Origin of the sequence: Silanimonas sp. (assembly GCF_027531545.1) — a bacterium.
Taxonomy (GTDB): Bacteria; Pseudomonadota; Gammaproteobacteria; order Xanthomonadales; family Xanthomonadaceae; genus Silanimonas.
Map to the genome: position 1 here is coordinate 1 of NZ_JAPZSC010000004.1, position 23,952 is coordinate 23,952.

The window sequence follows — 23,952 nt, forward strand, 5'->3', positions numbered from 1 at the left end:
ATCTCGGCCAAGAACACCTCGCGCCGCGTGCGCTTGCGGCCTCCAAGATCCTCAGCATCACCAAACGAAAGCTGCATCGAACTCACCCTTGAAGCGATGACCGATTCTCGCCGAAAGTGGAGGAGTTGTTCAGACCTTCCCTAGGGCATGGCCGCGGGCCGAGGCAGCCGCGGCGCACCACCGGCTGACTTTCGTCAGTGACGCGGCGGCCCAGGACTTGGCACAGTGTCTTCATGCCCGGCGCCGCATGCTGTGCGCGCCCTGACTTGGAGCCCCCATGAGCCGTCCGGAAGACCACCTGCGCGACCTGCGCATCGACCGCCGTCCCGGCGCCGCGCGCCCAGCCTCCAACCGCAAGTGGATCGTGCTCGGCGTCATCGTCCTCGTGATCGCTGTCGGCGCCGTGCTGATGTCCGGCCGGCCCACGCCGGTCGACACCACGGTCGCGCGCAGCGCCGCCGACGCCGGCCCGCCCACCCTGCTCGACGCCTCGGGCTTCGTCACCGCGCGACGCATCGCCACCGTGTCGTCGAAGGTCACCGGCCGCGTGGCCGAAGTGCTGATCGAGGAAGGCATGAAGGTCGAGGAAGGCCAGCTGCTGGCCCGCCTCGACGCCACCGATGCTTCGGCCCAGCTCGAACTCGCCAGCGCGCAGCAGGCCTCCAGCGAATCGCAGCTCGCCGAAGCCCGCACGCAGCTTGCGCTGGCCGAGACCACGCTGAAGCGCCAGCAGGAACTGATCGGCCGCCAGCTGGTCGCGCAGTCGGCGTTCGACCAGGCCAAGGCCGACCGCGACGCCCGCGCCGCGCGCCTCGCCAGCCTCGAGAAGGCCGTTGAAGTCGCCCGCGACCAGCGCGCGCTGACCGCCATCGGCGTCGACAACACGCAGATCCGCGCGCCCTTCGCCGGCGTGATCGTGGCCAAGGCCGCGCAGCCGGGCGAGATGATCTCGCCGGTCTCGGCCGGCGGCGGCTTCACCCGCACCGGCATCGGCACGCTGGTCGACATGGACTCGCTCGAAGTGAACGTCGACGTCAACGAGGCCTACATCGGCCGCGTGCAGCCGAAGATGCCGGTCAACGCCGTGCTCAACGCCTACCCGGACTGGACCATCCCGGGCAGCGTCATCGCCATCGTGCCCACCGCCGACCGCACCAAGGCCACGGTGAAGGTGCGCATCGCGCTCGACAGCAAGGACCCGCGCATCGTCCCCGACATGGGCGTGCGCGTGAGCTTCCTGGCCCCGGTCGATGCCGACGCGCCGAAGCCCACCGGCGCCTTCGTGCCGGAAGCCGCCATCGTGCAGCCCGCGCCGGCCGCCGAGGGCGAGGAGCCCGGGCGCCCCGCCGTGTTCGTCGTCGAGGACGGCGTCGCCAAGCGCGTCGAAGTGACGCTGGGCGAAGAAGCCAATGCCGAGCGCCACGTCACCGCCGGCTTGAGCGGCGGCGAGACCGTGATCGTCGCGCCGCCGAAGGGCCTCGCCGACGGTGCGCGCGTGGTGGCCAACGCCGCCGCTGGCCGCTGAGCGACCGCCCCGCCATGAGCACGCTGTCGATGTTCCCGCTGGTCGAGATCCGCGACCTCACCAAGACCTATGTGCGCGGCAAGCAGCGCGTCGAAGTGCTGCACGGCATCCAGCTCGACATCCCGGAAGGCGACTTCGTCGCGCTGATGGGGCCGTCAGGCTCGGGCAAGACCACCTTGCTCAACCTGATCGGCGGCATTGATTCGCCCACCTCCGGGGTGTTGAAGGTCGGCGGCCAACGCATCGACGACTACGGCGCCGACGAACTGGCGAAGTGGCGCGCCGAGACCGTGGGCTTCATCTTCCAGAGCTACAACCTGATGCCGGTGCTCAGCGCGCAGAAGAACGTCGAGCTGCCCCTGCTGCTCACCGAGATGGGCGCCTCCGAACGCGCCAAGCGCGCCCGCATCGCGCTGGACCTCGTCGGCATCGGCGATCGCGCCGGCCACAAGCCCAACGAACTCTCCGGCGGCCAGCAGCAGCGCGTGGCCATCGCCCGCGCGCTGGTCAGCGACCCCACCCTACTGATCTGCGACGAGCCCACCGGCGACCTCGACCGCAAGACCGCGGACGAAGTGCTGCGCCTGCTGCAGCGCCTGAATTCAGAATTCGGCAAGACCATCATCATGGTCACGCACGACCCGAAGGCCGCCGAGTACGCCCGGCGCACGGTCCACCTCGACAAGGGCGCCCTCGTGCAGGAGGCCGCGCACTGAGCGCGGACGACCCATGCTGAAGTACGTCGGCCTCGTGCTCTCGGGCCTCACCCGCAAGAAGCTGCGCACCACGCTGACCTTCCTGTCGCTGGCCGCGGCGTTCACCCTGCTCGGGCTGCTGCAGGCGGTGAACTCGCTGTTCTCCGGCGCGGCCGATTTCCTCGGCGCCAACCGGCTGATCACGCAGGCCAGCACCAGCTTCACCCAGGCCCTGCCGATGCGCCTGATGCCGCAGATCGAAGCCGTGCCCGGCGTCACCGCGGTCAGCCATTCGCAATTCTTCGGCGGCCAGTACGGCGAGGGTCGCAGCTTCTTCCCGCAGTTCGCGGTGAACCCGCGGCGCCTGCGCGAGACCTACCCCGAGTGGGTGATGGAAGAAGACGCCTGGCGCAACTTCACCTCGACGCAGGACGGCGCGATCGCAGGACGTCTTCTCGCCGAGCAGAACGGCTGGAAGGTGGGCGACATCATCCCGCTCAACAGCTTCATCTGGACGAAGGCCGACGGCTCGCGGCTGTGGGAGTGGCGTCTCGTCGGGATCTTCGACGGCAAGGACGCGGAGTGGCAGAAGCGCGCCAACCTGATGTACCTGAACTACGGCCAGTTCGACGAGGGTCGCGTGCCGCAGGCGCGGGGTCTCGCGGGGGTGTTCGTCGTGCAGGTGGCGGACCCGGGTGAGAGCGAACGCATCGCCAGCACCATCGACGCGAAGTTCGCCAACTCCTCGGAAGAAACCAAGACGCAAAGCGAACAGGAGTTCCAGCTCGGCTTCATCCGCCAGCTCGGCGACATCGGCCTGATCGTCAACCTGATCACCGGCGCGGTGTTCTTCTCCATCCTCTTCCTCACCGGCGTGGCCATGTCGCAGGCGGTGCGCGAGCGCATCCCGGAGCTCGCCGTGTTGAAGTGCCTCGGCTTCAAGGACACGCAGGTGATGTGGCTGGTACTGGCCGAGAGCTTCGCGCTGTGCCTGCTCGGCGCGCTGGCCGGCATGCTGTTCGCCAGCTTCGTCATGCAGTTCCTGCCGCCGGAGTTCCCGATCACCGCCGATGCCTTCGTCTGGGGCGTGGCCGGCGCCAGCGTGCTGGTGCTCACCGTGCTCGTCGGCCTGCCGCCCGCGCTGACCGCGCAACGACTGAAGATCGTCGATGCGCTGGCCGGCCGCGCCGGGGATTCCCCGCTCGAACTCGCGCTGCGCAAGGCCATCGAATGGCCCGCCATGGGCTGGCGCTGGTTGATGGGTCGCCCGCTCCGCCCGGCCGAGGCCGACGCATGAGCACATGGACGCAGGTGCGCGAGATCACGCTGATGAACCTGCGCTCGATCCCCGAGCGCCTCGGTCCTTCGCTGGTGATCGTGGTCGGCATCGCCGGCGTGGTCGGCGTGCTCGTGGCCCTGCTCTCGATGTCCTCGGGCCTCGACGAAACGCTGGGCAGCGGCGGACGCACCGACCAGGTGGTCATCACCCGCGGCGGCAGCAATGGCGAGCTGGCGAGCTTCCTCGCCATCGGCTCGGCGACGCTGATCAAGCAGGACCCCGGCATCGCCCGCGCCGAGGACGGCACGCCGCTGGCCAGCAGCGAGCTGATCGTCATCACCGAAGTCCCTCGCCCCGGGCAGCGCACCGGCGCGAACGTCACCCTGCGCGGCGTGGAGCCTGTGGGGCTCGCGCTCCGCGACGGCTTCCGCATCGTGCGCGGGCGGCTGTTCCGTCCGGGCGTGCAGGAGCTGATCGTCGGTGCCGGCGCCGCGGCGCAGTTCAGCGGCCTCGAGGTGGGGCGCACGCTGCGCTTCCGCGGCTCGACGTGGACCGTCGTCGGCCACTTCGAGAGCGGCGGCAAGTACGACAGCGAACTTTGGAGCGACATCGGCACCGTGCAGAGCGCCTGGCGGCGCAGCGGCGTCTCGTCGATCCTCGCGCAGCTCAAGACGCCGGCGGTGCTGCCAGCGATGACGGCGCGGCTGAAGGAAGACCCTCAGCTCGACGTCGAAGTCAAGACGCAGCTCGACTTCTACCAAGGCCAGAGCGGCCAGCTCACCGCGACGATTGGGATTCTCGCCGGCATCGTGGCCCTGATCATGGCCTTTGGCGCCACCTTCGGCGCACTCAACACCATGTATTCCGCCGTCTCCGCCCGCACTCGCGAGATCGGCACGCTCCGCGCACTCGGCTTCGGCGCCTCGCCGGTCGTGGCCTCGGTGATGGCCGAAGCCCTGCTGCTCAGCACCTCCGGCGGCGCGCTGGGCGCGCTGTTCGCCTACCTCGTATTCAACGGCTACGCCGTGAGCACGCTCGGCGGCGGGTTCACGCAGGTCGCGTTCCAGTTCGCCGTGACCCCGCAATTGGTGGCGATCGGCCTGTCACTGGCCATTGCCATCGGCTTCATCGGCGGCTTGGCGCCCGCCATCCGCGCAGCGCGGATTCCGGTGACGTCGGCGCTGCGGGAGTAGCGCCGGCGCCACCGGTGTACCGCGGGGTCGCCGCCATGGCGCATCGGACCAGCAGGCGGACCGTTCCGCTCCCGCACGCTGACAGCAGGCGCCATTAGGCGAAGGCAGCGACCTGCCGTGGCCGGAAAACCGCCGCACTCCCGATGATTGCACCAATGCCTTTCGCGCGAGGCGTCAGGAGACACGCTGGTAGTGCGAGATCCTCAGGAAGTCGAGATCAATCAGGGCGAACACCCCTGCCAACTCCGGCGCGTCCTGGGAACGCCGCATCGCGCGCTCCGCCGCTTCGGCATCCTCCCAAGCGACATGGTCGATCCACCATCCATTGGCCTCGTCTCGGTACATGGAGCGTGACACATGGCCGGGCTGTGCCCTGATGAAGTCGCCGAGGGTCTCCATCCCTGCCCTCTGGTCGGCAGCGTCGACGCCACTGATGAACCGTAGCAGCGCGATCTCGTGCACCTGTTTGTCGTTCATTGGCTGAATTCTCCGTGTTGGACCGGCGTCGTCGCCGGCGCTTGAAGAATCCCCATGGACATGCCAGAAAATGGCATGTTCATTCATGCCAAACGCAAATGAGATCAGAGACCGGCGAGCGTGCCCTCGGACTGCTGCGCTCCCGCGATGACTGGACAGCACCTTCGCTGGCGCACGAATTGGGAGTCAGCGTGCGCACCGTCCACCGGCTGCTCGCGGAATTCAGGGAGCGTGGTTTGCCGATCGAGGCCTCCCGCGGCGCCGGTGGCGGCATCCGACTGGGGTGGAGCTACGGCCTCGACGGACTCCGGCTAGGGCACCGGGACACGCTCCAGGTGCTTCTTGCGCTGGCCGTTGCCGAGCGGGTCGGGGGGCCACTCATGACAGCGAGGCTCCCCGCGGTGCGGCAGCGGCTTGGCCTGGCGCTGCCCCAGCAACAGCGAAGCGCCGTTTCCCGACTCAGGCGCCGGGTCCTCGTGGGCGCGTCCGCCTCACCGGCCGTCGCGTCGACGTACGGAAGCATCAAGCCAAGCATCGCGGTTCGAATCCATGAGGCATTCCTTGCCCAGCGCGCCCTGCGCATCGCTTATCGGGATGGGTCGGGTGCCACCTCGGCCCGAAAGGTCGAGCCCCACTATCTGTTGTTCAATCCGCCCTGCTGGTACTTGCTGGCATGGGACTCCGGGAAGGATGCCGCCCGTCACTTTCGACTCGATCGCCTGACCGATGCCGGGGTCGCGGAGGAACCGTTCACCTTGCGCCCGTCGAAACAACTGATGCTCGACGTCGACACGTTCTTCGATGGCCTCTAGGTGCTGCCGATCCCAACATCAGGGCCTGTTTTGCCCAGTGACCGGAAGGCCGATCAACGCACTTGGAACGGGAGCCCCGAAACGGGGCCCCCGGATCCAATCAGGGCTCGACCACCTCCACCCGCTTGCGGTTATCCGAGGGCACGCGGTCGATCAACTTGTTGTAGGGGTCGAAGCCCACCTCGTAGGGCGCTTCGTCGACCGTCACGGTGATCGTCGGCTCGGCCTCGGTGATCCGGCGCCGCTCGAGGAACAGCACCCGCTCGTCCGCCTCGTCGGCACCCGGCGCGCGCGCGAACACCGCGACCTCGACCTGGTCGTCCATGGCCGCCGGCGTCTCCTTGCCCAGCCCATCGCTGTAGACCTTCGCGGCCTTGAGCGAGAGGGTGACATCCCAGCGACCGTCGGCGCGCTTCGTAGCCTTCGCGTCGAGCACCCGGTTGTCGTAGAACGTGATCCTCTGGAACAGGTCGGTGATCAGGCCCTGCTGCTCGGGTGATGCCTCGGCGCGGATGTACTCGATCAGTTCCGCGGAGGTCGTGTAGGGCGGTTGCTGGAAGCCCTTGTCCTGCAGGTAGCGCCGCAGCGCACGGTTGAGCGCTTCCTCGCCCATCTCCTCGCGCAGGCGGTAGAACACCAGCGAGCCCTTATTGTAGTGGATGTAGGACTGGTTCTCGACGCGGTAGAGCGGGAGTTCCTCCACCAGCTCGCCGCCACGCCGGTCGAGGTAGTTGTCCAACTCATACCTGAGGAACCGGCGCATCTTGTCACGGCCGTATTTCTTCTCCATCACCATCAGCGCCGAGTACTGCGACAGCGACTCGATGAGCATGGTCGAACCCTGCATGTCGGCGCCGACCACCTGATGCCCCCACCACTGGTGCGCGACCTCGTGCGAGGTCACGTAGTACACGTAGTCGATCGCGTCCTCGTCGCGCAGGTCGGCGATGAAGCCGATCGACTCCGAGAACGGGATGGTGTTGGCGAAGCTCTGCGCGAACTGCGCGTAGCGCGGGAACTCGATGATCCTTAGCTGCTTGTGCTGGTAGGGCGTGAAGTGCGTGGTGTAGTAGTCCAACGAATCCCTGGCCGCCTCGATCATGCGATCGACGTTGTAGGCGTGCGAGCCGTGGTGGTAAACCTCGATCGGAAGGCCGTTCCACGTGGCCTTCTCCACCTCCCAGCGGGCCGACAGCCAGGCGGCGAACGGCAGCATCGGGCGGTCCATCGCGTAGGCGAAGCAGCGGCGGCCGTTCTCCTCCGTCTCGGTCACGAGGTAACCGGGCGCCAGCGCGATCTGGTCGGGCGCGGTGCAGACCTTGGTGCGGAAGTCGATCCAGTCGGCATCGTCGCTGATGAAGCTGTTGGCGCGCGCCGCGTCGTCTTCCAGCTTCGCCATCCGCGGCACCTCGCCCAAGCCGCGCTCGCGGCGCTCGTTGCGGTCGACGATCTGGCCACCGCTGCCGTAGCCGAACGACGGCAGTACGCTGGAATTGAAGAACGTCCCGTTGCCGACCACCTGGGTCTGCAGCACGTTGTTGCCGAAGCCGCGCTCCGCGGCGCGCACCTCGAAGCGCAAGGTCATCTCGGCCCCCGGTGCCATCGGCTCGCGCAGTCGGTAGATGCGGTAGCCCAGCGCTTCGTCGAAGCGTTCCAACTCGTGCGGCGCGAATTCGATGGACGCCAATTCGACGTTTGACGGCGTCTGGATATGGAAGGCTTCGATCGGCGTGGCGTGCCGGTTCACCAGCCGGTAGGTGCCGCGGATGACGAGGCCGCGGGTCTCGGGGCGGATGTCGACGTCGGTGTCGATCGCCGTGATGCGCGGCTGCGGCAGGCCGGCGTACTTCGCGTACTCCTTCTCGTAGCGGGCCTGCAGGTCGAGCGCGGTGTCGGCGGACATGTAGTCGTTGACCACGTTGGTGTTCCAGAACACCCAGCCGCCGACCCCGGCCCAGGCCGCAACGGCGACGCCCAATGCCGCGCCGAGCGGGCCGCGCAGTCGCGCCACCGCCTGCCGGCGACGCTCCCGGGCCGACGGCGCGGTGCCGCGCACCCAGAACGCCGCGGCGAGCAGCAGCAGGGCGACCACGAAAAGCAGCCAGTACACCGAGAACCAGGCCCAGCCGGTCAGGTAGTGGCCGAAGCCGTTCATGTCGGAGTACGGCGCGATCGGCGCGCCCGTGAACTGCACCAGATTGTGGTCGATATCCACCACGCCCAGGACGATCTGCGAGACATAGACAAGGATCACGGCGAGGTAGCCCGCGAACTTGTTGTGCGTGAACACCTGCACCACCACGCCGAGCAGGCCCATCAGCACGAAGGGCAGCGCGGCGATCGCGAGCGAGGCCGCATACACGCCGGGCTCGATGTGGGTATAGCCGCGCATCAACTGGAAACCCATGCCGGCCAACACCCCGGCCGCGCTGAACACCCCCACGACCGCCAGGACTGCGCCGCACTTCGCCGCCAGCGGCACCCAGTCGGGCACCGGCAGCGCGTCGGACACGTCGCTGATCTTGACTTGGCGCTCCTTCCATATGAGTTCGCCGGCGTAGAACGTGACGATCAGGAACAGGAAGAGCGACATGCTGCCCTGCAGGGCCTGCACCATCAGGTAGCTGACCGGATAGACCTTGGCGCCAAACAGGGTGTCGACGAACTGCGCTGCGCCGAAGAAGTTGACGACGGCGAACGCCAGCATCACGAGGAAAGGCACGCTGCGCAGCACGCCCCAGGTGTCGAAGCGCAGCAGGCGCCAGAACTGCGCGAGCGCGGTGCGCAGGGTGAAAGCGCGTGGCGGATGCGCAGCGATCGCGTGCGGCATCGCGGTCGTTGCCGGCGTCGCCTGGACGATGGACGCCTTGCGCTTCGACGCAGGCCGTGAGCCCGTACCCGCCCGCATCGGCTTGAACAGCGCATAGGTGGCGCCCAGCAGGCCCAGTGCCACCGCACCCCACAGCGCACGGTTGGCGATGAGGTAACCGGCCAGTTCCGGCAGGCGGGTGTTCTGCTCCTCCACCGACCAGTAGCGCACCGCGCGACCCATCGCCCGCAGCCCGAAGGGGTCGACCAGCGCGGCGACCCAGGCATTCTCGATATCGCTGGTCAGGTTGCCGGCCACGATCCACAGCACGAAGAACGCCAGGACGCCCACGTAAACCATCAGCAGGCTGCGCGTGACCGCCGCCAGCAATGCCAGCAGCGCACCGCCGAACAGCAGGTTCGGCAGCACCAGCACCGCGAACGACCACAGGAACGGGGCGATCGAGAATGCACCCAAGCGCTCGGGGTCGATCCAGGGCATGAGTTGGCCGGCGATCATGCCGATGGCGACGGCAATGAAGATCACCAAACAGGTGACCAGCCCTGCCGCGAAGCGACCGAACAGATAGTCGGCCTTGCGCATCGGGGTGGCGAAGAACAGCTCGGACGTGCCGAACTCGTGGTCGCGCAGCAGCCCGTTGGCGATGAAGATCACGATCAGGAACAGCCCCAGCAGGCTGAACGCGCCGAACATGTTGGCGATCACGGTCGGCGCATTGCGGTGCACGTTGCCGATCGCACTGCCGACCTGGATCGCGTCGGACGAAGTAGCGCCGAAGGCCAGCAGGCCGAACACCGCGGCCACCAGCCACAGCAGGGGCGAGCTGAGCTGGTAGCGCAGCTCGAAGCGGAAGAATTCACCGAACATGGGCGCGCTCCCTCAGGCTGCCTGCGCGTGCTGGCGCAGGCGCTGGAAGTAGACGTCCTCGAGGTCGGGGGCGATCTTCGAAAAGCCCGCTTCCGGCTGCGATTCCGCGTGGACGTGGATCACTGGCTGGCCGCCGACCAGGCGCGTGGAAAGCACGTTGAAGCGCGCCTGGTAGTCGGCCAGCGAGGCCTTGCTGACCGTCGCCTTCCACACCCGGTCGCTGAGCGCCTCGATGGCCTCCTGCGGGCGGCCGGTCAGCAGCACCGTGCCGCGGTTGATGATCGCCATCCGCGGGCAGAGGTCGGTCACGTCCTCGACGATGTGGGTCGACAGGATCACCACCACCTGCTCGCCGATCTCGCTGAGCAGGTTGAGGAAGCGGTTGCGTTCCTCGGGGTCGAGGCCGGCGGTCGGTTCGTCCACGATCACCAGGCGGGGGTTGCCGATCAGCGCCTGCGCGATGCCGAAGCGCTGGCGCATGCCGCCGGAGTAGGTGCCGAGCTTGCGCTTGCGCGCCTCCCACAGGTTGGTCTGGCGCAGCAGGGATTCGACCACCTCGCGGCGCTCCTTGCGCGCGGCGTAGCCCTTGAGCGCGGCGAAGTGGTCCAGCAGGTCCTCGGCGCTGACCTTCGGGTAGACGCCGAAGTCCTGCGGCAGGTAGCCCAGCGTTCGGCGCACGGCGTCCTTGTCGCGCAGCACGTCGATGCCGTCGAAGGTGATCGAGCCCTCGTCGGGCTCTTGCAGGGTGGCGATGGTCCGCATCAGCGAAGACTTGCCGGCACCGTTCGGCCCCAGCAGCCCGAACAGCCCCTTCGGGATGTCGAGCGAGACGTGGTTGAGCGCGCGCACGCCGTTGGCGTAGGTCTTGGACAGATCGCGGATGGTCAGCATGGTCTTCCCCGTCAGGATGGGCCGGCACCGTCGGTGCCGTCATGGAACGGGACCATGCTGGTGGCGCGGCGCTGCCCTAGGCCCGTGCGGCAAGTCATGGGGTGACCTTGGTCATGGGGCTTGGCCGCGCGGCGCCGCGCGCGACGGACAAGCGCGGCTCAGCCCCGCTTCGGCGCCCGCGTCACCAGCACCACGCTCGCGAGGATGACCGCCATCGCGATCCACGTATCCGCATCGAAGCGCTCGTGCAGCACGACGGTGCCGAGCAGCACGGCGATGGCCGGGTTCACGTAAGCGTACGAGGTGGCCAGCGCCGGCCGCACGTGGTGCAGCAGCCACACGTAGGCCGTGAAGCCCACGATCGAGCCGAACAGCGCGAGGTAGACGAGGGCCAGCGTCGAATCCAGCGGCGGCACGCCGGTGAAGCGCTCACCCAGCACCAGCGAGGCGATCGCCATCAGCAGGCCACCGCAGAGCATCTGGCCGGCGGCGCTCATGAAGGGCGTGGGCAGGTCCTGGTCGCGGCTCCACACCGAGCCCCAGGCCCACGAGAGTGGCGCCACGATCAGGCAGACCATGCCCAGCCACGAACCGCGCAGCTCGCTGCCGAAGTTCAGCAGCGCGACGCCGCCGAGGCCCATGACAATGCCCGTCCACTCCAGCGCACCGAGCTTGCGGCCACGCAGCGTGGAGAACACGGCGACGAACAGCGGCATCGAGGCCACGGCGATCGCGGCGAGGCCGCTGCTCACTTCCGTCTGCGCGAGGTTCACCAGGCCGTTGGCGAACAGCACCATGAACACGCCCATCGCCGCGAGGTTGCGCCACTGCGCGCGGGTGGGCGGCGCCACGCTGCGCCAGCGCAGCACGGCGTAGAACAGCGCACCGGCGGCGAGCATGCGGATCGCGCCCATCGCGAAGGGCGGGTAGCCCTGCACGCCGATGGCAATGGCGAGGTAGGTCGAACCCCAGACGAGGTAGACCGCCGCGAGCGCGGCGGCAACGGCGAGGCGTGAGGGCGCAGCGGCGTTCAATGACGCCGCCACGAGTACGCGAACGGGATCAATCCGCCCAGAGCGTGGCTTGGCGCGTTTCCGGCAGCACCTGCGTCGCGAGACGCTGGTTGCCGGCGAGCAGGCCGAGCGCATCGGCCAGCACGTGCGCCGACTCGCGCAGCAGCGGGTCGATGTGGTTCTCGGCGGCCTTCTCGTCGGCCACCTGCTCGGCGACATCGCGCTCGTCGGCCTGCAGGCCATCGTCGGCGCGGTTCGGCAGGCTGTCATCGAGACCGAGGCGCTTGCGTTCGGCGGTGCGGGCCACGCGCTTGGCTTCGGCTTCTTCGCGTTCGGTGCGGCGGGTGGCCTCGTTGAGCGAGATCGTGCCCTCCTCGCGCTCCTTGCGGAACTCGGCCACGTCCTCGCGCCACCAGCCGAACTCGACGTCCTTGGCGATGCGCGCTTCATGGCGCTGCGCGAGCGGCAGCAGCATGGGGGCGAAGTTGCCGTAGGTGCGGTGCGTGGCGGGCTGGATGCGGCTGGCGGGCAGCGCGTTGTCGTAGCTGCTCTCGCCGAACTCGCTGGCGTCGAGCGTCACGGGGAAGGCCAGGTCGGGCACGACGCCATTGAACTGCGTGGTGCCGCCGTCGATGCGGAAGAACTGCGCGACGGTGAGCTTCAGCTGGCCGAAGCGCGGCTCGCGGGTGTTCTGGAAGCGGTCGAGGTCGATGAGGTTCTGCACCGTGCCCTTGCCGAAGGTCGTCTCGCCGATGATCAGGCCGCGGCCGTAATCCTGGATGGCGGCAGCGAAGATCTCGGAGGCGGAGGCGGAGCTGCGGTCGACCAGCACGGCGAGCGGGCCGTCCCACGCAACCCCGGCGACGTCGTCGCTCTCGATGCTGATGCGGCCGCCGGCTTCGCGCACCTGCACCACGGGGCCGGTGTCGACGAAGAGGCCCGTGAGTTCGACCGCTTCGGTCAGCGAGCCGCCGCCGTTGCCGCGCAGGTCGAACACCACGCCATCGACCTTCTCGGCCTTGAGTTCGGCGAGCAGTTTGGCGACGTCGTTGGTGGCCGAACGCGCATCGGCGTCGCCACGGCGCTTCGCTTCGAAATCGGCGTAGAAGGTCGGCAGGCGGATGACGCCGATGCGCTTGCCGTCGGCCTCGATGAGCTGCCGGCGTGCGGCCTGCTCTTCCAGCTTCACGCGGTCGCGGACGATCTCGACGATGCGATGCTCGCCATCGATGCCGTTGGCGGCCGGGATGGTGTCGAGGCGCACCGTGGTGCCCTTGGCACCGCGGACCAGCTGCACGACGTCGTCGATGCGCCAGCCCATCACGTCGACCATCGGGCCATTGCCCTGCGCCACGGCGACGATGCGATCACCGACGGTGAGCTGGCCGGTCTTAGCGGCCGGGCCGCCGGGCACGAGCGTGCGCACGACCACGTAGTCGTCCTGCGACTGCAGCACCGCGCCGATGCCCTCGAGCGAGAGGCGCATCGACATGTTGAAGTTCTCGGCGCTGCGCGGGCTCATGTAGCCGGTGTGCGGGTCGATCGACTCCGTGTAGGCGTTCATGAAGGTCTCGAACGCGTCCTCCGGCTTCAGCTGGTTCACGCGCGTGGCCATCTGCGCGTAGCGCCGGTCGAGCGTGCGGCGGATCTCCTCCGGCGCGCGGCCGGCAAGCTTCAGGCGCAGCCAGTCGTTCTTGACGTACTTCTCCCACAGCACGTCGAGCTCGGCGCTGTCCTTGGCCCAGGCGGCGTCCTCGCGCTCGTAGCGCCACACCTCGTCACCGCTGAAGTCGAAATCGCCCTTCAGGCGCTCGCGGGCGAACGCCACGCGCTCGGCCACGCGAAGCATGTAGCGGGTGTAGAGGTCGAAGGCCGGCTGCAGGCTCTGGCCCTTGATGGCGTCGTCGAAACGGCGCTCGTTCTTCTGGAAGGCGTCGATGTCCGACTGCATGAAGAACAGCTTCTGGCCGTCGAGGCTCTCGAGGTAGCGACCGAAGATGGCGCTGCTGAGCGCATCGTCGAGCGGCTTCGGCGCATAGGCGTAGCGGCTGTCGGACAGCACGCCGTAGACCATGCGGGCGGCGCCCTGCTGGTCGACGGTGGGGCGGAAGGCCGGAGTGGCGGTGGCGGCCGAAGCCGGGGCCGCGGCGGCACTGCCGGTGGCGACCTGCGGCGACAAGGCCGCGCCGGCGAGGGCCAGCGGCAGGGCAAGGGCGAGTACGAGGGGCAGCGGCTTCAGCATGGGGTGTGGTCCGTCCGTTCGATGCAGCATGCCGCGATTGGGCGGCCGGTCAATGTGCCGGACGTCGCATCAGGCGATGACGCCGGCCTCGGCCGCCGAACGGTCGGCGTGGTAGGACGAGCGCACCATCGGCCCGGAAGCGACGTGGCTGAAGCCCAGACCGTAACCGAAGGCCTCGAGTTCCTTGAATTCTTCCGGCGTCCAGTAGCGCATCACGGGATGGTGATGCGCCGTGGGCTGGAGGTACTGGCCGATGGTGATCATGTCGACGTCGTGGGCGCGGAGGTGCTCGAGGCACTCCTTCACCTGGTCCATGTCTTCGCCGAGGCCGAGCATGATGCCGCTCTTGGTCGGCACCGACGGGTGCTGGGCCTTGAAGCGCTGCAGCAGCTGCAGCGACCAGTCGTAGTCGGCGCCCGGGCGCACGTTCGGGTACAGCGGGCGGACGGTCTCGAGGTTGTGGTTGAAGACGTCCGGCGGGTTCGTGGCGAGGATCTCGAGCGCGCGGTCCATGCGGCCCTTGCCGCGGAAATCCGGCGTGAGGATCTCGATCTTCAGCGCGGGCGACAGCGCGCGGGCCTCGCGGATGCAGTCGGCGAAATGCTGGGCGCCGCCGTCGCGCAGGTCGTCGCGGTCCACCGAGGTGATCACGACATACTTCAAGCGCATGTCGGCGATCGTCTGCGCGAGCTTCAGCGGCTCCGAGGCGTCCGGCGGCTTCGGCCGGCCGTGGGCCACGTCGCAGAAGCTGCAACGCCGCGTGCAGACCTCACCGAGGATCATGAAGGTGGCGGTGCCGTGGCTGAAGCACTCGTGGATGTTCGGGCAGCTCGCCTCTTCGCAGACCGTGACGAGCGCGTTCTCGCGCAGCTTCGACTTCAGCTGCTGCACGGCGTTGCCGGCCGGGATGCGCACGCGGATCCAGCTCGGCTTGCGCAGCTTCGGGGCCTCGTCGAACTGGACCGGGCTCTTGCCGATCTTGTCGCCGCCGAGCTGCTTCTTGCCCGCCTCGAGCGCGTCGGGCGTGAGCACGGTGAGCGGGATGGTCTTGGTCGGCGTGGACATGGTTCGATTCGCGTCGTCAGGGGCCGGCGGGCGCCGCGCCGAGGTCCGGCGGGTCGTCGCGCCACTCGGCGGCAAGGCCGAGCTGTCGGCAGAGATGGGGCACCAGCACGTCGGCCACAAGGCTCAGCTCACCGGGGCCGCCGCAGTCTAGCAGCGTGGTCACGGGCTGCCCGGCGTAACCGCAGGGGTTGATGCGCTGGAAGGGCTCGAGGTCCATCGCGATGTTGAAGGCGAGGCCGTGGAAACTGCATCCACGCCGCACGCGCAGGCCCAGGGCCGCGATCTTCGCTCCCTCCGACGTGTACACGCCGGGGGCACCGTCCTTGCGGAAGGCGGCGATCCCATAGGCCGCGCAGGTGTCGATGATGGCCTGCTCGATGCGCTCGACCAGCGCCTTCACGCCGATGCCGAGCCGCCGCAGGTCGACCAGCGGATAGGCCACCAGCTGGCCCGGCCCGTGGTAGGTCACCTGCCCGCCGCGGTCCACGGGGATGACCGGGATGTCGCAGGCCGCCAGCACGTGTTCGGGCTTGCCGGCCTGGCCGAGGGTGAAGACCGGATCGTGTTCGACCAGCCAGAGCTCGTCGACCGTGTCGGCGCCGCGCCGGTCGGTGAGCGCCTGCATGGCGCGCCACACCGGCGCATAGGCCTGCCGGCCGAGCCAGCGGACGCGCACCGGCGTCAGAGCGTCCACTTCACTTCGGGCAGGGCGCGCAGGGTCTCGTGGGCCTTTTCGTAATCGGCGCGCGTCGCGGCGTCGAAGGCGTAGGTGACGGACACCCAGTTGCCCTTGGCGGAAGGCCGGCTGCGGTGGCCCCCGCGATGCACGACGAAGCCGGCGGTTTCCAGCGCATCAGCCATCTTCGCGTCGAGCCCGGCGCCGGCCGCGCCCATCGCGCTGATCTCGAAGGTGCCCGGGAACTGCAGGCCGTGTTCGGGGTTGTCGGAGGTGATCGACATGCGCGCTCCGGCCGATTACTCGGCGTTCCACCACATCAGGAATTCATCGTACATGCGGCCGAAGAAGCCGGCTTCGGCCACCGGCTTCAGCGCCACCAGTGGCGCCGAGGCCACTTCCTTGCCGTCGAGCATCACGCGCACCGTGCCGATGGCCTGGCCCTGGGTGATGGGCGCGACGATCTGCTTCGGCACGTCGATCTGCGGCTTGAGGTCGCCGTAGCGGCCGCGCGGCAGGGTGACCAGCACCGGCGTGGTGACGCCGAGCTCCACGGTTTCGACCTCGCCCTTGAACAGCGGCTGGGTCGCCAGCGCGGCGCTGCCGCCGAACAGTGCGTGGGTCTCGTAGAAGCGGAAGCCCCAGTTCAGCAGCGCGAGGTTGTCGCCTTCGCGGATGCGGAAGGCATCGGCGCGCGAGTCGGTCTCGATGCCCATCACCACGGAGATGAGGCGCATGTCGCCGCGCTTGGCCGAGGCCGCGAGGTTGTATCCGGCGTTGTTGGTATGGCCGGTCTTGATGCCGTCGACGCTGGGGTCCTTCCACAGCAGGCCGTTGCGGTTGTGCTGGGTGATGCCGTTCCAGGTGAATTCCTTCAGCGAATGCAGCGCATACGCCTCGGGGAAGTCGCGGATCATCGCGCGGGCCAGCAGGGCCATGTCGCGCGCGCTCACCACCTGGCCTTCGGCGTCGAGGCCGTGGGCGTTGACGAAGCGGCTGTTCGTCATGCCGATTTTCGCGGCATAGCTGTTCATCAGGTCGGCGAAGGCCTCCTGCGTGCCGGCCACGTGCTCGGCCATCGCGATCGAGGCGTCGTTGCCGCTCTGCACGACCATGCCGGTCAGCACAGCATCCAGCGGCGCGCGGGTGTTCACGTCGAAACCGGAGTAGCTGCCCGCGGTGCCGGCGCCGCCTTCGCGCCAGGCGCGCTCGGAGATCAGCACCTGGTCGTCCTTCTTGATGCGGCCGGCGGCCAGCTCGGCGGCGATCACGTAGGCGGTCATCACCTTGGTCATCGAGGCCGGCGCGCGCGGGGTGTCGATGTCCTTGCCGGCCAGCACCTGGCCACTCGTCGCGTCCATCAGGATCCAGGCCGCGCCCTGCGAAGCCGGCGCCGGCGGAATCGCCACCGGAGCGGCAGCGGGGACCGGCGCGCTCGGCTGCGGCACCGGCGTGGCCACGGGCTGGGGCACGGGCTGCGGCGTGGGCGTTTGGGCGACGGCGAACGTGGCAGCAACGATCAGGGGAAGCGCGAGCAGGGACGGGCGACGCATGGGACGACAGGACTCCGGGGTGCGGGGCGCGCGGTGGTCGCGCGTGGAAAGGGTGGAAGGTTACGGCGCGACGGCTGAATCGCGTGCCGGAATGCGGCGCAGGAATGGCGGTTTCAAGGCTCCGCGCCGAACAGCCGCGGGGTGGCGAGGCCGCTGTCGATGATGCGGGCTGCCAACGCCTGCGCCGCGTCCACGGCCTGGGCCGGGAAGCGCACGCGCCAGACGCTGCGCTCGCCGACGATGGCGTGGTCGAGTTCGGCCCCGTCGAGCCCCGCATCGGCCAGGCGCTCCACCAGCCGCTCGGCATTCATACGGTCACCGAAGCTGCCGACCTGCACGACGTGCGGTCCCGTCCCCATCGGGGCGGGCGCCGTCGCTCCGCGGTCGGGCGCGGGCGGCACGGGGCCGCGCCAGCGGTTGGCGGGCACTGGGGCGGTGGCACGCGGCGACGCGGCGGGCGCCGGCGGAACCGCATCGGCCAGCAGGGTGTCGTCCGGGCCCATCAACGCGCGCACCTCGACGCGGGCGGTGCCAGCCTGCTTCATGTCGAGGCGCGTCGCCGCGGCATAGGACAGATCGATGATGCGGCCAGCGTGGAAGGGGCCGCGGTCGTTGACGCGCACCACCACGCTGCGACCGTTGTCGAGGTTGGTGACGCGCACGTAGGTGGGCAGCGGCAGCGTCTTGTGCGCGGCCGTGAACGCACACATGTCGTAGCGCTCGCGGCTGGAGGTGTGGCGGCCGTGGAACTTGTAGCCGTACCAGCTGGCGATGCCGCGCTCCTCGTAGCCTTCGGCCGAGTCCATCACCCGGTAGGTGCGACCGAGGACGCTGTAGGTCTCGCGGTTGCCGTAGCGCGATTTCGGCTCACGGCGCGGCACCGGCTCGGGGATGTTCGAAACGTCGATGGCCACCGGCGGGGCGCTGTCCGCGACGCCGGGCGCGTAGAGGCCGCCGGCGGTGTACAGCGATTCGTCGTGCTCGCGCGGCGGCACGCAGTTCGGCGCCGGCGGCAGCGCATCGACGCTGGCCGCGCCGCCATCGTGCAGCGGTCGCACGCGGCTTCCCCCCTCCCCGGCATACGGGTCGGGGCGCGGTTTCGGCGCACTGCCGCAGGCCGCGAGCAGCAGCGAGGCGACGACGACGCCGGCGACGCGCGACATCACGGCGCGGCGTCGCCCGCGATGATTTCGTCGGCCAGCTGGTGCACGGCCAACGCGTACATCGGCGAACGGTTGTAGCGGGTGATCACGTAGAAGTTGCGGAAGCCGAGCCAGTGCTCGGTGCCCTCCGCACCTTCGAGCGTCACCAGCGTGGCCGGCGCGTCATGGCCCTGCGCCTCGGCCGGTCGGAAGCCCTTTTCGCCGAGCTCCGCGAGGCCGTAGCGCGGCTCGAGGTCGGGCGGCACGAAGGCTGCGCCGTCGTTCGCGGTGGCACGCGCCACGACAGGGCTGCCCTGCTCCCAGCCATGCGCAATGAAGTAGTTGGCGATCGACGCGAACACATCCGGCAGCGAGCCGAACAGGTCGCGCTTGCCGTCGCCGTCGCCGTCCTTCGCGTAGGCGCGGTAGCTGGACGGCATGAACTGGCCCCAGCCCATCGCACCGGCGTAGCTGCCCTTCTGCGCGGGGATGTCGATGCCCTCCTCGCGCGCCAGCAGCAGCGACTGCGCCAGCTCGTCGCGGAAGAACGCGCCGCGCATCGCCTCGCGCTGCGGATTGCCGAGCGACGGATAGTGGAAACCCAGGGTGTAGAGCGCATCCAACACTTCGAAGCTGCCGGTGATTCGCCCGTAGGCCGTTTCGACGCCGATGATCGCGACGATGTACTGCTTCGGTACGCCGGTCTCGTCCTCGACCTTCTGAAGCGCCTCGCGATGCTCGGCGAGGAAGCGCCGGCCGCCATCCACGCGGGCATCGGTGATGAAGATCGGCCGGTAGTCCTTCCACGGCTTGACGCGCTCGGCCGGCCGCGACATCGCATTGACGATGCTCTGCTGGTAGGTGGCCTTCGCCAGCCAGCCCTCGATCTCGGCGTCGGTGAGCCCGTACTTGGCACCGGCTTCGGCGATGAAGGCCGCCTTCGCCGCGGGGTCGGTCTCGGCGGCCGAAGCCGGGAGGGCGAGGGCCGCGAACAGCGCGGCGGACAGCAAGGCGAAACGCATCGGGATCAGGCCGGGACATCCGCGCGACGACGGTCGCGCTGTGCCGCGCAATTTACCATGCAGCCGCATGGGGGCTGTGCGAGGAGAGCTCGCGAACGGTGCGCTGAGCGGCCCGTGTGCGAGTGCTCGCTGAACGCTCCCGCCTCACCCACCCCAAGTGCGCCGGTGCGCGCCCGCGGCCATCACCATGCCGAAACCGGCCAACAGGGACACCGCCGAGGTGCCGCCATAGCTCAGCAGCGGCATCGGCACGCCCACGACCGGCAGGAAGCCCGCGACCATGCCGGCATTCACGATCACGTAGACCGAGAAGGTCAGCGCCAACGCACCGGCCAGCAGGCGGCCGTAGGTATCGCGGGCCTGCGACGCCAGCCACAAGGAGCGCGCCACGACGAAGAAGTACAGCGCCAGCAGCACCAGCACGCCCAGCCAGCCGAATTCCTCCGAGAACACCGAAAAGACGAAATCCGTGGTGTGCTCGGGCAGGAAATCGAGGTGGGCCTGGGTGCCCTGCCCCCAGCCCTTGCCCGTCGCGCCGCCGGAGCCGATGGCGATCTTCGACTGGATGATGTTCCAGCCGGTGCCGAGCGGGTCGGATTCCGGGTCGAGGAAGGTGAGGATGCGGTCGCGCTGATAGGGCATGAGGAACTGCCAACCCACCGGCAGCGCGGCCAAGCCGAGGCCGGCGAACAGACCGATGCGCCACCAGGCGATGCCGGCGAGGAAGACGGCGAACACGCCCGAGGCGCCGACCAGCAAGCCCGTGCCGAAGTCGGGCTGGAGGATGGTGAGGCCCACTGGCAAGCCGATGATCACGGCGGTGATGCCCAGCGTGCGCCACTGCGGCGGCAGGTGGGCCTGGTGGAGGAACCAGGCCACCATCATCGGCACGCTCAGCTTCAGCAGTTCGCCGGGCTGCAGGTAGAAGACCTTGAGATCGATCCACAGGTTCGCGCTGCGGCCCGTGCCGACGGCGAACACCAGGCCAAGCAGCACGAGGCTGGCGAGGTAGGCCAGCGGCGTCCATTGCCGCAGGGTGGACGGCGCGAGGCGCGACAGCATCAACAGGGCACCGAGGCCGATGGCGAAGCGCGCGGCCTGCTTCACGACCGAATCGACGTCGCCGCCGGCGCTGGCCTGCACGACGAGGCTGATGGCCATGATGGCGCAGAGCCCGAGCAGCAGCGGCAGATCCACCTTGTCGAGCCAACGCCAGGCGAAGGCGCTGAAGGCGCGCACCAGCACGTTCATGTGCGCGGCTCCGGAGTGGCGGACGGAAGCACGGCCGGTTCGGCAGGCGTCGGAGCGGGCGTCGCTGCGGGAGCCTCCGCTGGCAACGTCGCAGGGGCCGCCGGCGGCGGGCCGATCCAGGCATCGAAGATGCGTCGGGCCACCGGGGCGGCGGCTGTGGAACCGGAACCGCCGTGCTCGACGACCAGGGCCAGCGCGATGGTCGGCGCTTCGGCCGGCGCATAGCCGACGAACAGCGCCTGGTGGCGCAGGTGGTAGGGCAGCTTGTTCGGGTCGAGGCGTTCGTCGCCGCGACGGCTCACGCGCTGCGCGGTGCCGGTCTTGCCCGCCATCAGGTAGTGGGCGCCGGCCGCGGCACGGGCCGCCGTGCCCGTGGGCCCGTGCATGGTCGCGACGAGGCCATCGCGGACCGCCGCGAGGTGCGCCGGATCGTCCACCACCGGCACAGCCGGGGGCTGCGGCTCGGGCACCCGCGCTGCGCCGAAACCAGCCTGTGTGGCGCGAACCAGATGGGGGCGGCGCAGTTGCCCATCTCCCGCCAGCATCGCGGTGCCCTGCGCGAGTTGCAGCGGCGTGGTCACCCAGTAGCCCTGCCCGATGCCCGAGATCACGGTCTCGCCGGGGTACCAGGCCTGCTTGAACCGCCGCTGCTTCCATTCGCGGCTCGGCAGCACGCCGGAAGCCTCCCCGGCCAGGTCGATGCCGGTCGGCCTGCCGAAGCCCATGCGATCGAAATCGGCGCTGATCCGGTCGATGCCCAGCTTCATGGCGAGGTCGAAGTAGTAGGTGTTGACCGACTGTGCCAGCGACTCGCGCAGGTTGACCGTCCCGTGGCCGCCGGGACGCCAGTCCATGTATCCGCGCTCATGCCCCGGAAGGCGGTAGGTGCCGCTGGAGAAGATCGTGGTGTCCGGCGTGATCAGGCCCTCTTCGAGCCCTGCCAGTGCCATGAAGGGCTTCACCGTCGAACCGGGCGGGAAGCCACCGAGCACATTGCGGTTGAACAGCGGCCGGGCCACGTCCTCGTTGAGCCGCCGGTAGTCGTCGAAGGAAATGCCGCCGACGAACAGGTTGGGGTCGTAGCTCGGTAGGCTGACCATGGCGAGGATCTCGCCGCTCATTGGATCGATCGCGATCGCCGCGCCGTGCTGGCCTTCGAAGGCGTCGACCATGGCCTTCTGCAGGGCGATGTCGATGCTCAGGTGCAGGTCGGCGCCGGGCTTCGCGTCGTGCCGGCGCAGCACGCGCAGGGGACGGTTCTCGACGTTGGTCTCGACCTCCTGGTAGCCGACGTCGCCGCGCAGCCGGCTCTCGTAGTAGCGCTCGAGGCCAGTCTTGCCGATGTGCGGCAGCGCCGCGAAGCGCGATTCACCGCGCGACTCCATGGCGTCGACATCGTCCTGGTCGATGCGCCCGACGTAGCCGACGATGTGGGCGGTGAGTTCGCCAAAAGGGTAGCGCCGCGTCAGGTAGGGCACCACCTCGACGCCGGGAAAGCGGTGGCGGTCGACGGCGAGCCGCGCGATTTCCTGTTCGGAAAGGCGCAGCTTCAAGGCGATCGGCTTGAAGCGCCGCGTGCCCTTGCGGGCGTTATCGAAGCGGCGGAGCTCATCCTCGGACAAGGCCACGCGCTCGCGCAGCGCAGCCAGCAGCTGCGGCATGTCCTCGACCCGCTCGGGAACGATGTCGAGGCGATAGGCGGGTGCGTTGTCGGCCAGCAGCACGCCGTTGCGGTCGTAGACGAGGCCGCGCGCCGGCACGATGGGGTCGAGCCGGATGCGGTTTTCCTCGGAGCGCGTGGCGTACTCCTCGTGCTGCTGGATCTGCAGCCGGCCATAGCCCAGCGCCAGCGCCAGCAGGGCGAGGGCGACACCGGCCGCGGCGAGCAGCGCGCGGCGGCGGAACTGCTCGCCTTCGGCCGCGGCATTGCGGACGGGACGGGCGCGCCACCGCCTCATCGGCCGCCGGCCCGCTCGCGATGCCGAAGGCGCAGCGAATCCAGCAGCAGGAAGCCCCAAGGCCACACCACCAGCCCGACCAGCGGCGCCAGCGCCGGCCCCCAGCCCGGCAGGCCGGCCCCGGCGATCAGCCGGATCAAGGCCATCAGGGCGAAATCGTTGACCAGCAGCAGGCCCACCGCCGCCGACTGTTGCCATAGCGGGAAGAAGCGCAGCTGCGCGCGGAAGCGCTGCACCAGGAACACCAGCACGGCCATGCGCAGCGCCTGCTCGCCGAGCAGCGTGCCCGCCACCACGTCGGCCAGCAGGCCGGCGGCCCAGGCCAGGGCCATGCCGCCGCGGCCCGGCGATTCCAGCGCCCAGTACACCAGCGCCAGCGCCAGCAGGTGCGGGCGCAGGGTGTCGAACGGCGTGGGCAGCGGCAGCACGAGGAACAGCAGGCCGACGGCGAGGCTGCCCAGCCGCAGCCAGACGGGCGTGTCGCGGTTCATTCGCGGCGCTCCGGGGCGGACGTCGGGCCATCGGCGACCGTAGCCTCGGGCAGCGCCTCCGGCGCGATGGGTTCGGGATCGCGGTAGCCCTCCGGGATCGGCGGCCCCACGTCGATGTCGATCTCGCCGCGCATCACCAGCAGGACCTCGAGGCCGCGATCGAGCTGGGCGGCGGGCGTCACCTCGGCCACGAGGAACAGGCGGGTGTCTTCCGGCCCCACGGCCCGCACCGTGCCCACGGCAAAGCCGGCGGGAAAGCGGCCGCCGATGCCCGACGTGACCAGCAGATCCCCCTCGCGGATGTCGGCGGACTGCGGAATGTTCGGCACCCGCAGGCTGTCGCTGCGGCCCGTGCCCACGGCAACGAGGCGCAGACCGGTGCGCACGACCTGCACAGGCACCGAGTGGCTGGCATCGGTGAGCAGCAGGGCCGTGGCCCCGTGCTCGGAGACCTGCACGACTTGCCCGAGCATGCCGCCGGCATCGATCACGGCCTGGCCCACCTCGACGCCCTCGGCACTGCCGCGATCGAGGCGCACGCGCTGCCGCCACGGGTCGAGGTCGACGTCGACGATGCCGGCCATCTGCACGGCCAGGCGGAAATCGCCCTTGCCCCCGAGCAGGGCACGCAGGCGCTGGTTCTCGCGGGCGACCGCCTCGAGGCGCGCCAGCTGCGCATCACGCAGCTGCAATTCGCGGCGCAGGGTGACCGTCTCGTCGGCCAGCACCTGCTGGCGGCTCAGCGCGGTGTCGGCCCATCGCCACAGCGCGGCCGGGAGGGCGGCGAAACGCCACATCGGCTCGATCGCCGTGGATAGCGCGGCGCGCACTTTCGGCGAGAGATCACCGCGATGGTCGGCCACCATCAGCACGGCGGAGAGGGTGATGCAGGCCAGCAGCGGCAGCGTGCCGGCGGCCGCTTCCGAAAGTTTCGGCGCTGGCGAGCCGGAGTGGATCACGGGTGCCGGGC

The 23,952-nt window shown here is 69.4% G+C and carries 20 protein-coding genes; 5 read left to right on the forward strand and 15 right to left on the reverse strand.

Translation table 11 applies throughout. The features are described 5' to 3' along the window. Positions 1–277: 277 nt before the first annotated feature. From O9280_RS03750 to O9280_RS03765, 4 genes are read left to right on the forward strand one after another with little or no spacing between them, the layout of a single operon-like run. The gene (locus tag O9280_RS03750) at positions 278–1,525 is read left to right on the forward strand and encodes an efflux RND transporter periplasmic adaptor subunit (protein ID WP_298338954.1); all 1,248 of its coding nucleotides are present in this window, start codon (positions 278–280) and stop codon (positions 1,523–1,525) included. 29 nt (positions 1,526–1,554) lie between these two features. Continuing rightward, the gene (locus O9280_RS03755) at positions 1,555–2,241 is read left to right on the forward strand and encodes an ABC transporter ATP-binding protein (protein WP_298339201.1); all 687 of its coding nucleotides are present in this window, start codon (positions 1,555–1,557) and stop codon (positions 2,239–2,241) included. A gap of 13 nt (positions 2,242–2,254) precedes the next feature. Beyond that, positions 2,255–3,517, forward strand: coding sequence for an ABC transporter permease (locus O9280_RS03760; protein WP_298338957.1), 1,263 nt, complete (start codon positions 2,255–2,257; stop codon positions 3,515–3,517). Beyond that, positions 3,514–4,692: an ABC transporter permease gene (locus O9280_RS03765; RefSeq protein ID WP_298338960.1), complete on the forward strand. Its 1,179-nt coding sequence runs from the start codon at positions 3,514–3,516 to the stop codon at positions 4,690–4,692. Before O9280_RS03760 ends, O9280_RS03765 begins: the two co-directional genes overlap by 4 nt. Before the next feature lie 174 nt (positions 4,693–4,866). Here the strand turns inward: O9280_RS03765 and O9280_RS03770 are convergent, their stop codons facing one another. Continuing rightward, a complete protein-coding gene (locus O9280_RS03770) occupies positions 4,867–5,169 on the reverse strand; it encodes a hypothetical protein (protein ID WP_297877083.1) in 303 nt (100 codons plus the stop codon). 98 nt (positions 5,170–5,267) lie between these two features. On the opposite strand from O9280_RS03770, the gene O9280_RS03775 reads away from it, so the two are divergent. Beyond that, the gene (locus O9280_RS03775) at positions 5,268–5,981 is read left to right on the forward strand and encodes a WYL domain-containing protein (protein ID WP_298338963.1); all 714 of its coding nucleotides are present in this window, start codon (positions 5,268–5,270) and stop codon (positions 5,979–5,981) included. A gap of 100 nt (positions 5,982–6,081) precedes the next feature. On the opposite strand, the gene O9280_RS03780 is transcribed toward O9280_RS03775, so the two are convergent. The 14 genes from O9280_RS03780 to mreC form a co-directional block, all read right to left on the reverse strand. After that, a complete protein-coding gene (locus O9280_RS03780; RefSeq protein ID WP_298338966.1) occupies positions 6,082–9,678 on the reverse strand; it encodes a M1 family aminopeptidase in 3,597 nt (1,198 codons plus the stop codon). Between the two features lie 12 nt (positions 9,679–9,690). Then, positions 9,691–10,569, reverse strand: a complete 879-nt coding sequence (locus O9280_RS03785) for an ABC transporter ATP-binding protein (RefSeq protein WP_298338969.1) — start codon at positions 10,567–10,569, stop codon at positions 9,691–9,693. Between the two features lie 158 nt (positions 10,570–10,727). After that, complete coding sequence (gene yedA, locus O9280_RS03790; RefSeq protein ID WP_298338971.1) at positions 10,728–11,615, reverse strand: drug/metabolite exporter YedA; 888 nt, start codon at positions 11,613–11,615, stop codon at positions 10,728–10,730. A 16-nt stretch (positions 11,616–11,631) separates the two neighbouring features. Next, the gene (locus tag O9280_RS03795) at positions 11,632–13,824 is read right to left on the reverse strand and encodes a carboxy terminal-processing peptidase (protein ID WP_298338975.1); all 2,193 of its coding nucleotides are present in this window, start codon (positions 13,822–13,824) and stop codon (positions 11,632–11,634) included. Positions 13,825–13,893: 69 nt separating this feature from the next. Next, positions 13,894–14,889 (reverse strand): lipoyl synthase, encoded by a 996-nt coding sequence (lipA, locus tag O9280_RS03800; protein ID WP_298338978.1) that lies wholly within the window; start codon positions 14,887–14,889, stop codon positions 13,894–13,896. A 16-nt stretch (positions 14,890–14,905) separates the two neighbouring features. After that, on the reverse strand, positions 14,906–15,583 hold the full coding sequence (gene lipB / locus O9280_RS03805) for a lipoyl(octanoyl) transferase LipB (protein ID WP_298338982.1): 678 nt from the start codon (positions 15,581–15,583) through the stop codon (positions 14,906–14,908). Next, positions 15,571–15,849, reverse strand: coding sequence for a DUF493 family protein (locus tag O9280_RS03810; RefSeq protein ID WP_298338985.1), 279 nt, complete (start codon positions 15,847–15,849; stop codon positions 15,571–15,573). The genes lipB and O9280_RS03810 overlap by 13 nt, the downstream gene beginning before the upstream one ends. A 15-nt stretch (positions 15,850–15,864) precedes the next feature. Further along, positions 15,865–17,118 carry a D-alanyl-D-alanine carboxypeptidase family protein gene (locus tag O9280_RS03815; protein WP_343228723.1) on the reverse strand — a complete coding sequence of 418 codons (1,254 nt, stop codon included), beginning with the start codon at positions 17,116–17,118 and terminating at the stop codon, positions 15,865–15,867. A gap of 113 nt (positions 17,119–17,231) precedes the next feature. Then, positions 17,232–18,281 (reverse strand): septal ring lytic transglycosylase RlpA family protein, encoded by a 1,050-nt coding sequence (locus O9280_RS03820; protein WP_298338988.1) that lies wholly within the window; start codon positions 18,279–18,281, stop codon positions 17,232–17,234. Next, positions 18,281–19,282, reverse strand: a complete 1,002-nt coding sequence (mltB, locus tag O9280_RS03825; RefSeq protein ID WP_298338991.1) for a lytic murein transglycosylase B — start codon at positions 19,280–19,282, stop codon at positions 18,281–18,283. Before mltB ends, O9280_RS03820 begins: the two co-directional genes overlap by 1 nt. Before the next feature lie 144 nt (positions 19,283–19,426). Then, entirely contained in the window at positions 19,427–20,533 is a 1,107-nt protein-coding gene (gene rodA / locus O9280_RS03830; protein ID WP_298338994.1) for a rod shape-determining protein RodA, read from the reverse strand. Then, positions 20,530–22,491 (reverse strand): penicillin-binding protein 2, encoded by a 1,962-nt coding sequence (mrdA, locus tag O9280_RS03835; protein WP_298338997.1) that lies wholly within the window; start codon positions 22,489–22,491, stop codon positions 20,530–20,532. Before mrdA ends, rodA begins: the two co-directional genes overlap by 4 nt. Then, positions 22,488–22,982: a rod shape-determining protein MreD gene (gene mreD / locus O9280_RS03840; protein WP_298339000.1), complete on the reverse strand. Its 495-nt coding sequence runs from the start codon at positions 22,980–22,982 to the stop codon at positions 22,488–22,490. The genes mrdA and mreD overlap by 4 nt, the downstream gene beginning before the upstream one ends. After that, positions 22,979–23,941, reverse strand: a complete 963-nt coding sequence (gene mreC / locus O9280_RS03845; protein WP_298339003.1) for a rod shape-determining protein MreC — start codon at positions 23,939–23,941, stop codon at positions 22,979–22,981. The genes mreD and mreC overlap by 4 nt, the downstream gene beginning before the upstream one ends. Positions 23,942–23,952: the final 11 nt, after the last annotated feature.

Coding starts and splice junctions, on each gene's coding strand:
- O9280_RS03795 (WP_298338975.1), bottom strand. CDS start 13,824: ATGCTGAAGCCGCTGCCCCTCGTACTCGCCCTTGCCCTGCCGCTGGCC.
- lipA (WP_298338978.1), bottom strand. CDS start 14,889: ATGTCCACGCCGACCAAGACCATCCCGCTCACCGTGCTCACGCCCGAC.
- O9280_RS03785 (WP_298338969.1), bottom strand. CDS start 10,569: ATGCTGACCATCCGCGATCTGTCCAAGACCTACGCCAACGGCGTGCGC.
- O9280_RS03750 (WP_298338954.1), top strand. CDS start 278: ATGAGCCGTCCGGAAGACCACCTGCGCGACCTGCGCATCGACCGCCGT.
- mreD (WP_298339000.1), bottom strand. CDS start 22,982: ATGAACCGCGACACGCCCGTCTGGCTGCGGCTGGGCAGCCTCGCCGTC.
- rodA (WP_298338994.1), bottom strand. CDS start 20,533: ATGAACGTGCTGGTGCGCGCCTTCAGCGCCTTCGCCTGGCGTTGGCTC.
- mrdA (WP_298338997.1), bottom strand. CDS start 22,491: ATGAGGCGGTGGCGCGCCCGTCCCGTCCGCAATGCCGCGGCCGAAGGC.
- O9280_RS03810 (WP_298338985.1), bottom strand. CDS start 15,849: ATGTCGATCACCTCCGACAACCCCGAACACGGCCTGCAGTTCCCGGGC.
- O9280_RS03815 (WP_343228723.1), bottom strand. CDS start 17,118: ATGCGTCGCCCGTCCCTGCTCGCGCTTCCCCTGATCGTTGCTGCCACG.
- O9280_RS03755 (WP_298339201.1), top strand. CDS start 1,555: ATGTTCCCGCTGGTCGAGATCCGCGACCTCACCAAGACCTATGTGCGC.
- O9280_RS03765 (WP_298338960.1), top strand. CDS start 3,514: ATGAGCACATGGACGCAGGTGCGCGAGATCACGCTGATGAACCTGCGC.
- O9280_RS03770 (WP_297877083.1), bottom strand. CDS start 5,169: ATGAACGACAAACAGGTGCACGAGATCGCGCTGCTACGGTTCATCAGT.
- O9280_RS03775 (WP_298338963.1), top strand. CDS start 5,268: ATGAGATCAGAGACCGGCGAGCGTGCCCTCGGACTGCTGCGCTCCCGC.
- O9280_RS03820 (WP_298338988.1), bottom strand. CDS start 18,281: ATGTCGCGCGTCGCCGGCGTCGTCGTCGCCTCGCTGCTGCTCGCGGCC.
- O9280_RS03760 (WP_298338957.1), top strand. CDS start 2,255: ATGCTGAAGTACGTCGGCCTCGTGCTCTCGGGCCTCACCCGCAAGAAG.
- mltB (WP_298338991.1), bottom strand. CDS start 19,282: ATGCGTTTCGCCTTGCTGTCCGCCGCGCTGTTCGCGGCCCTCGCCCTC.
- O9280_RS03780 (WP_298338966.1), bottom strand. CDS start 9,678: ATGTTCGGTGAATTCTTCCGCTTCGAGCTGCGCTACCAGCTCAGCTCG.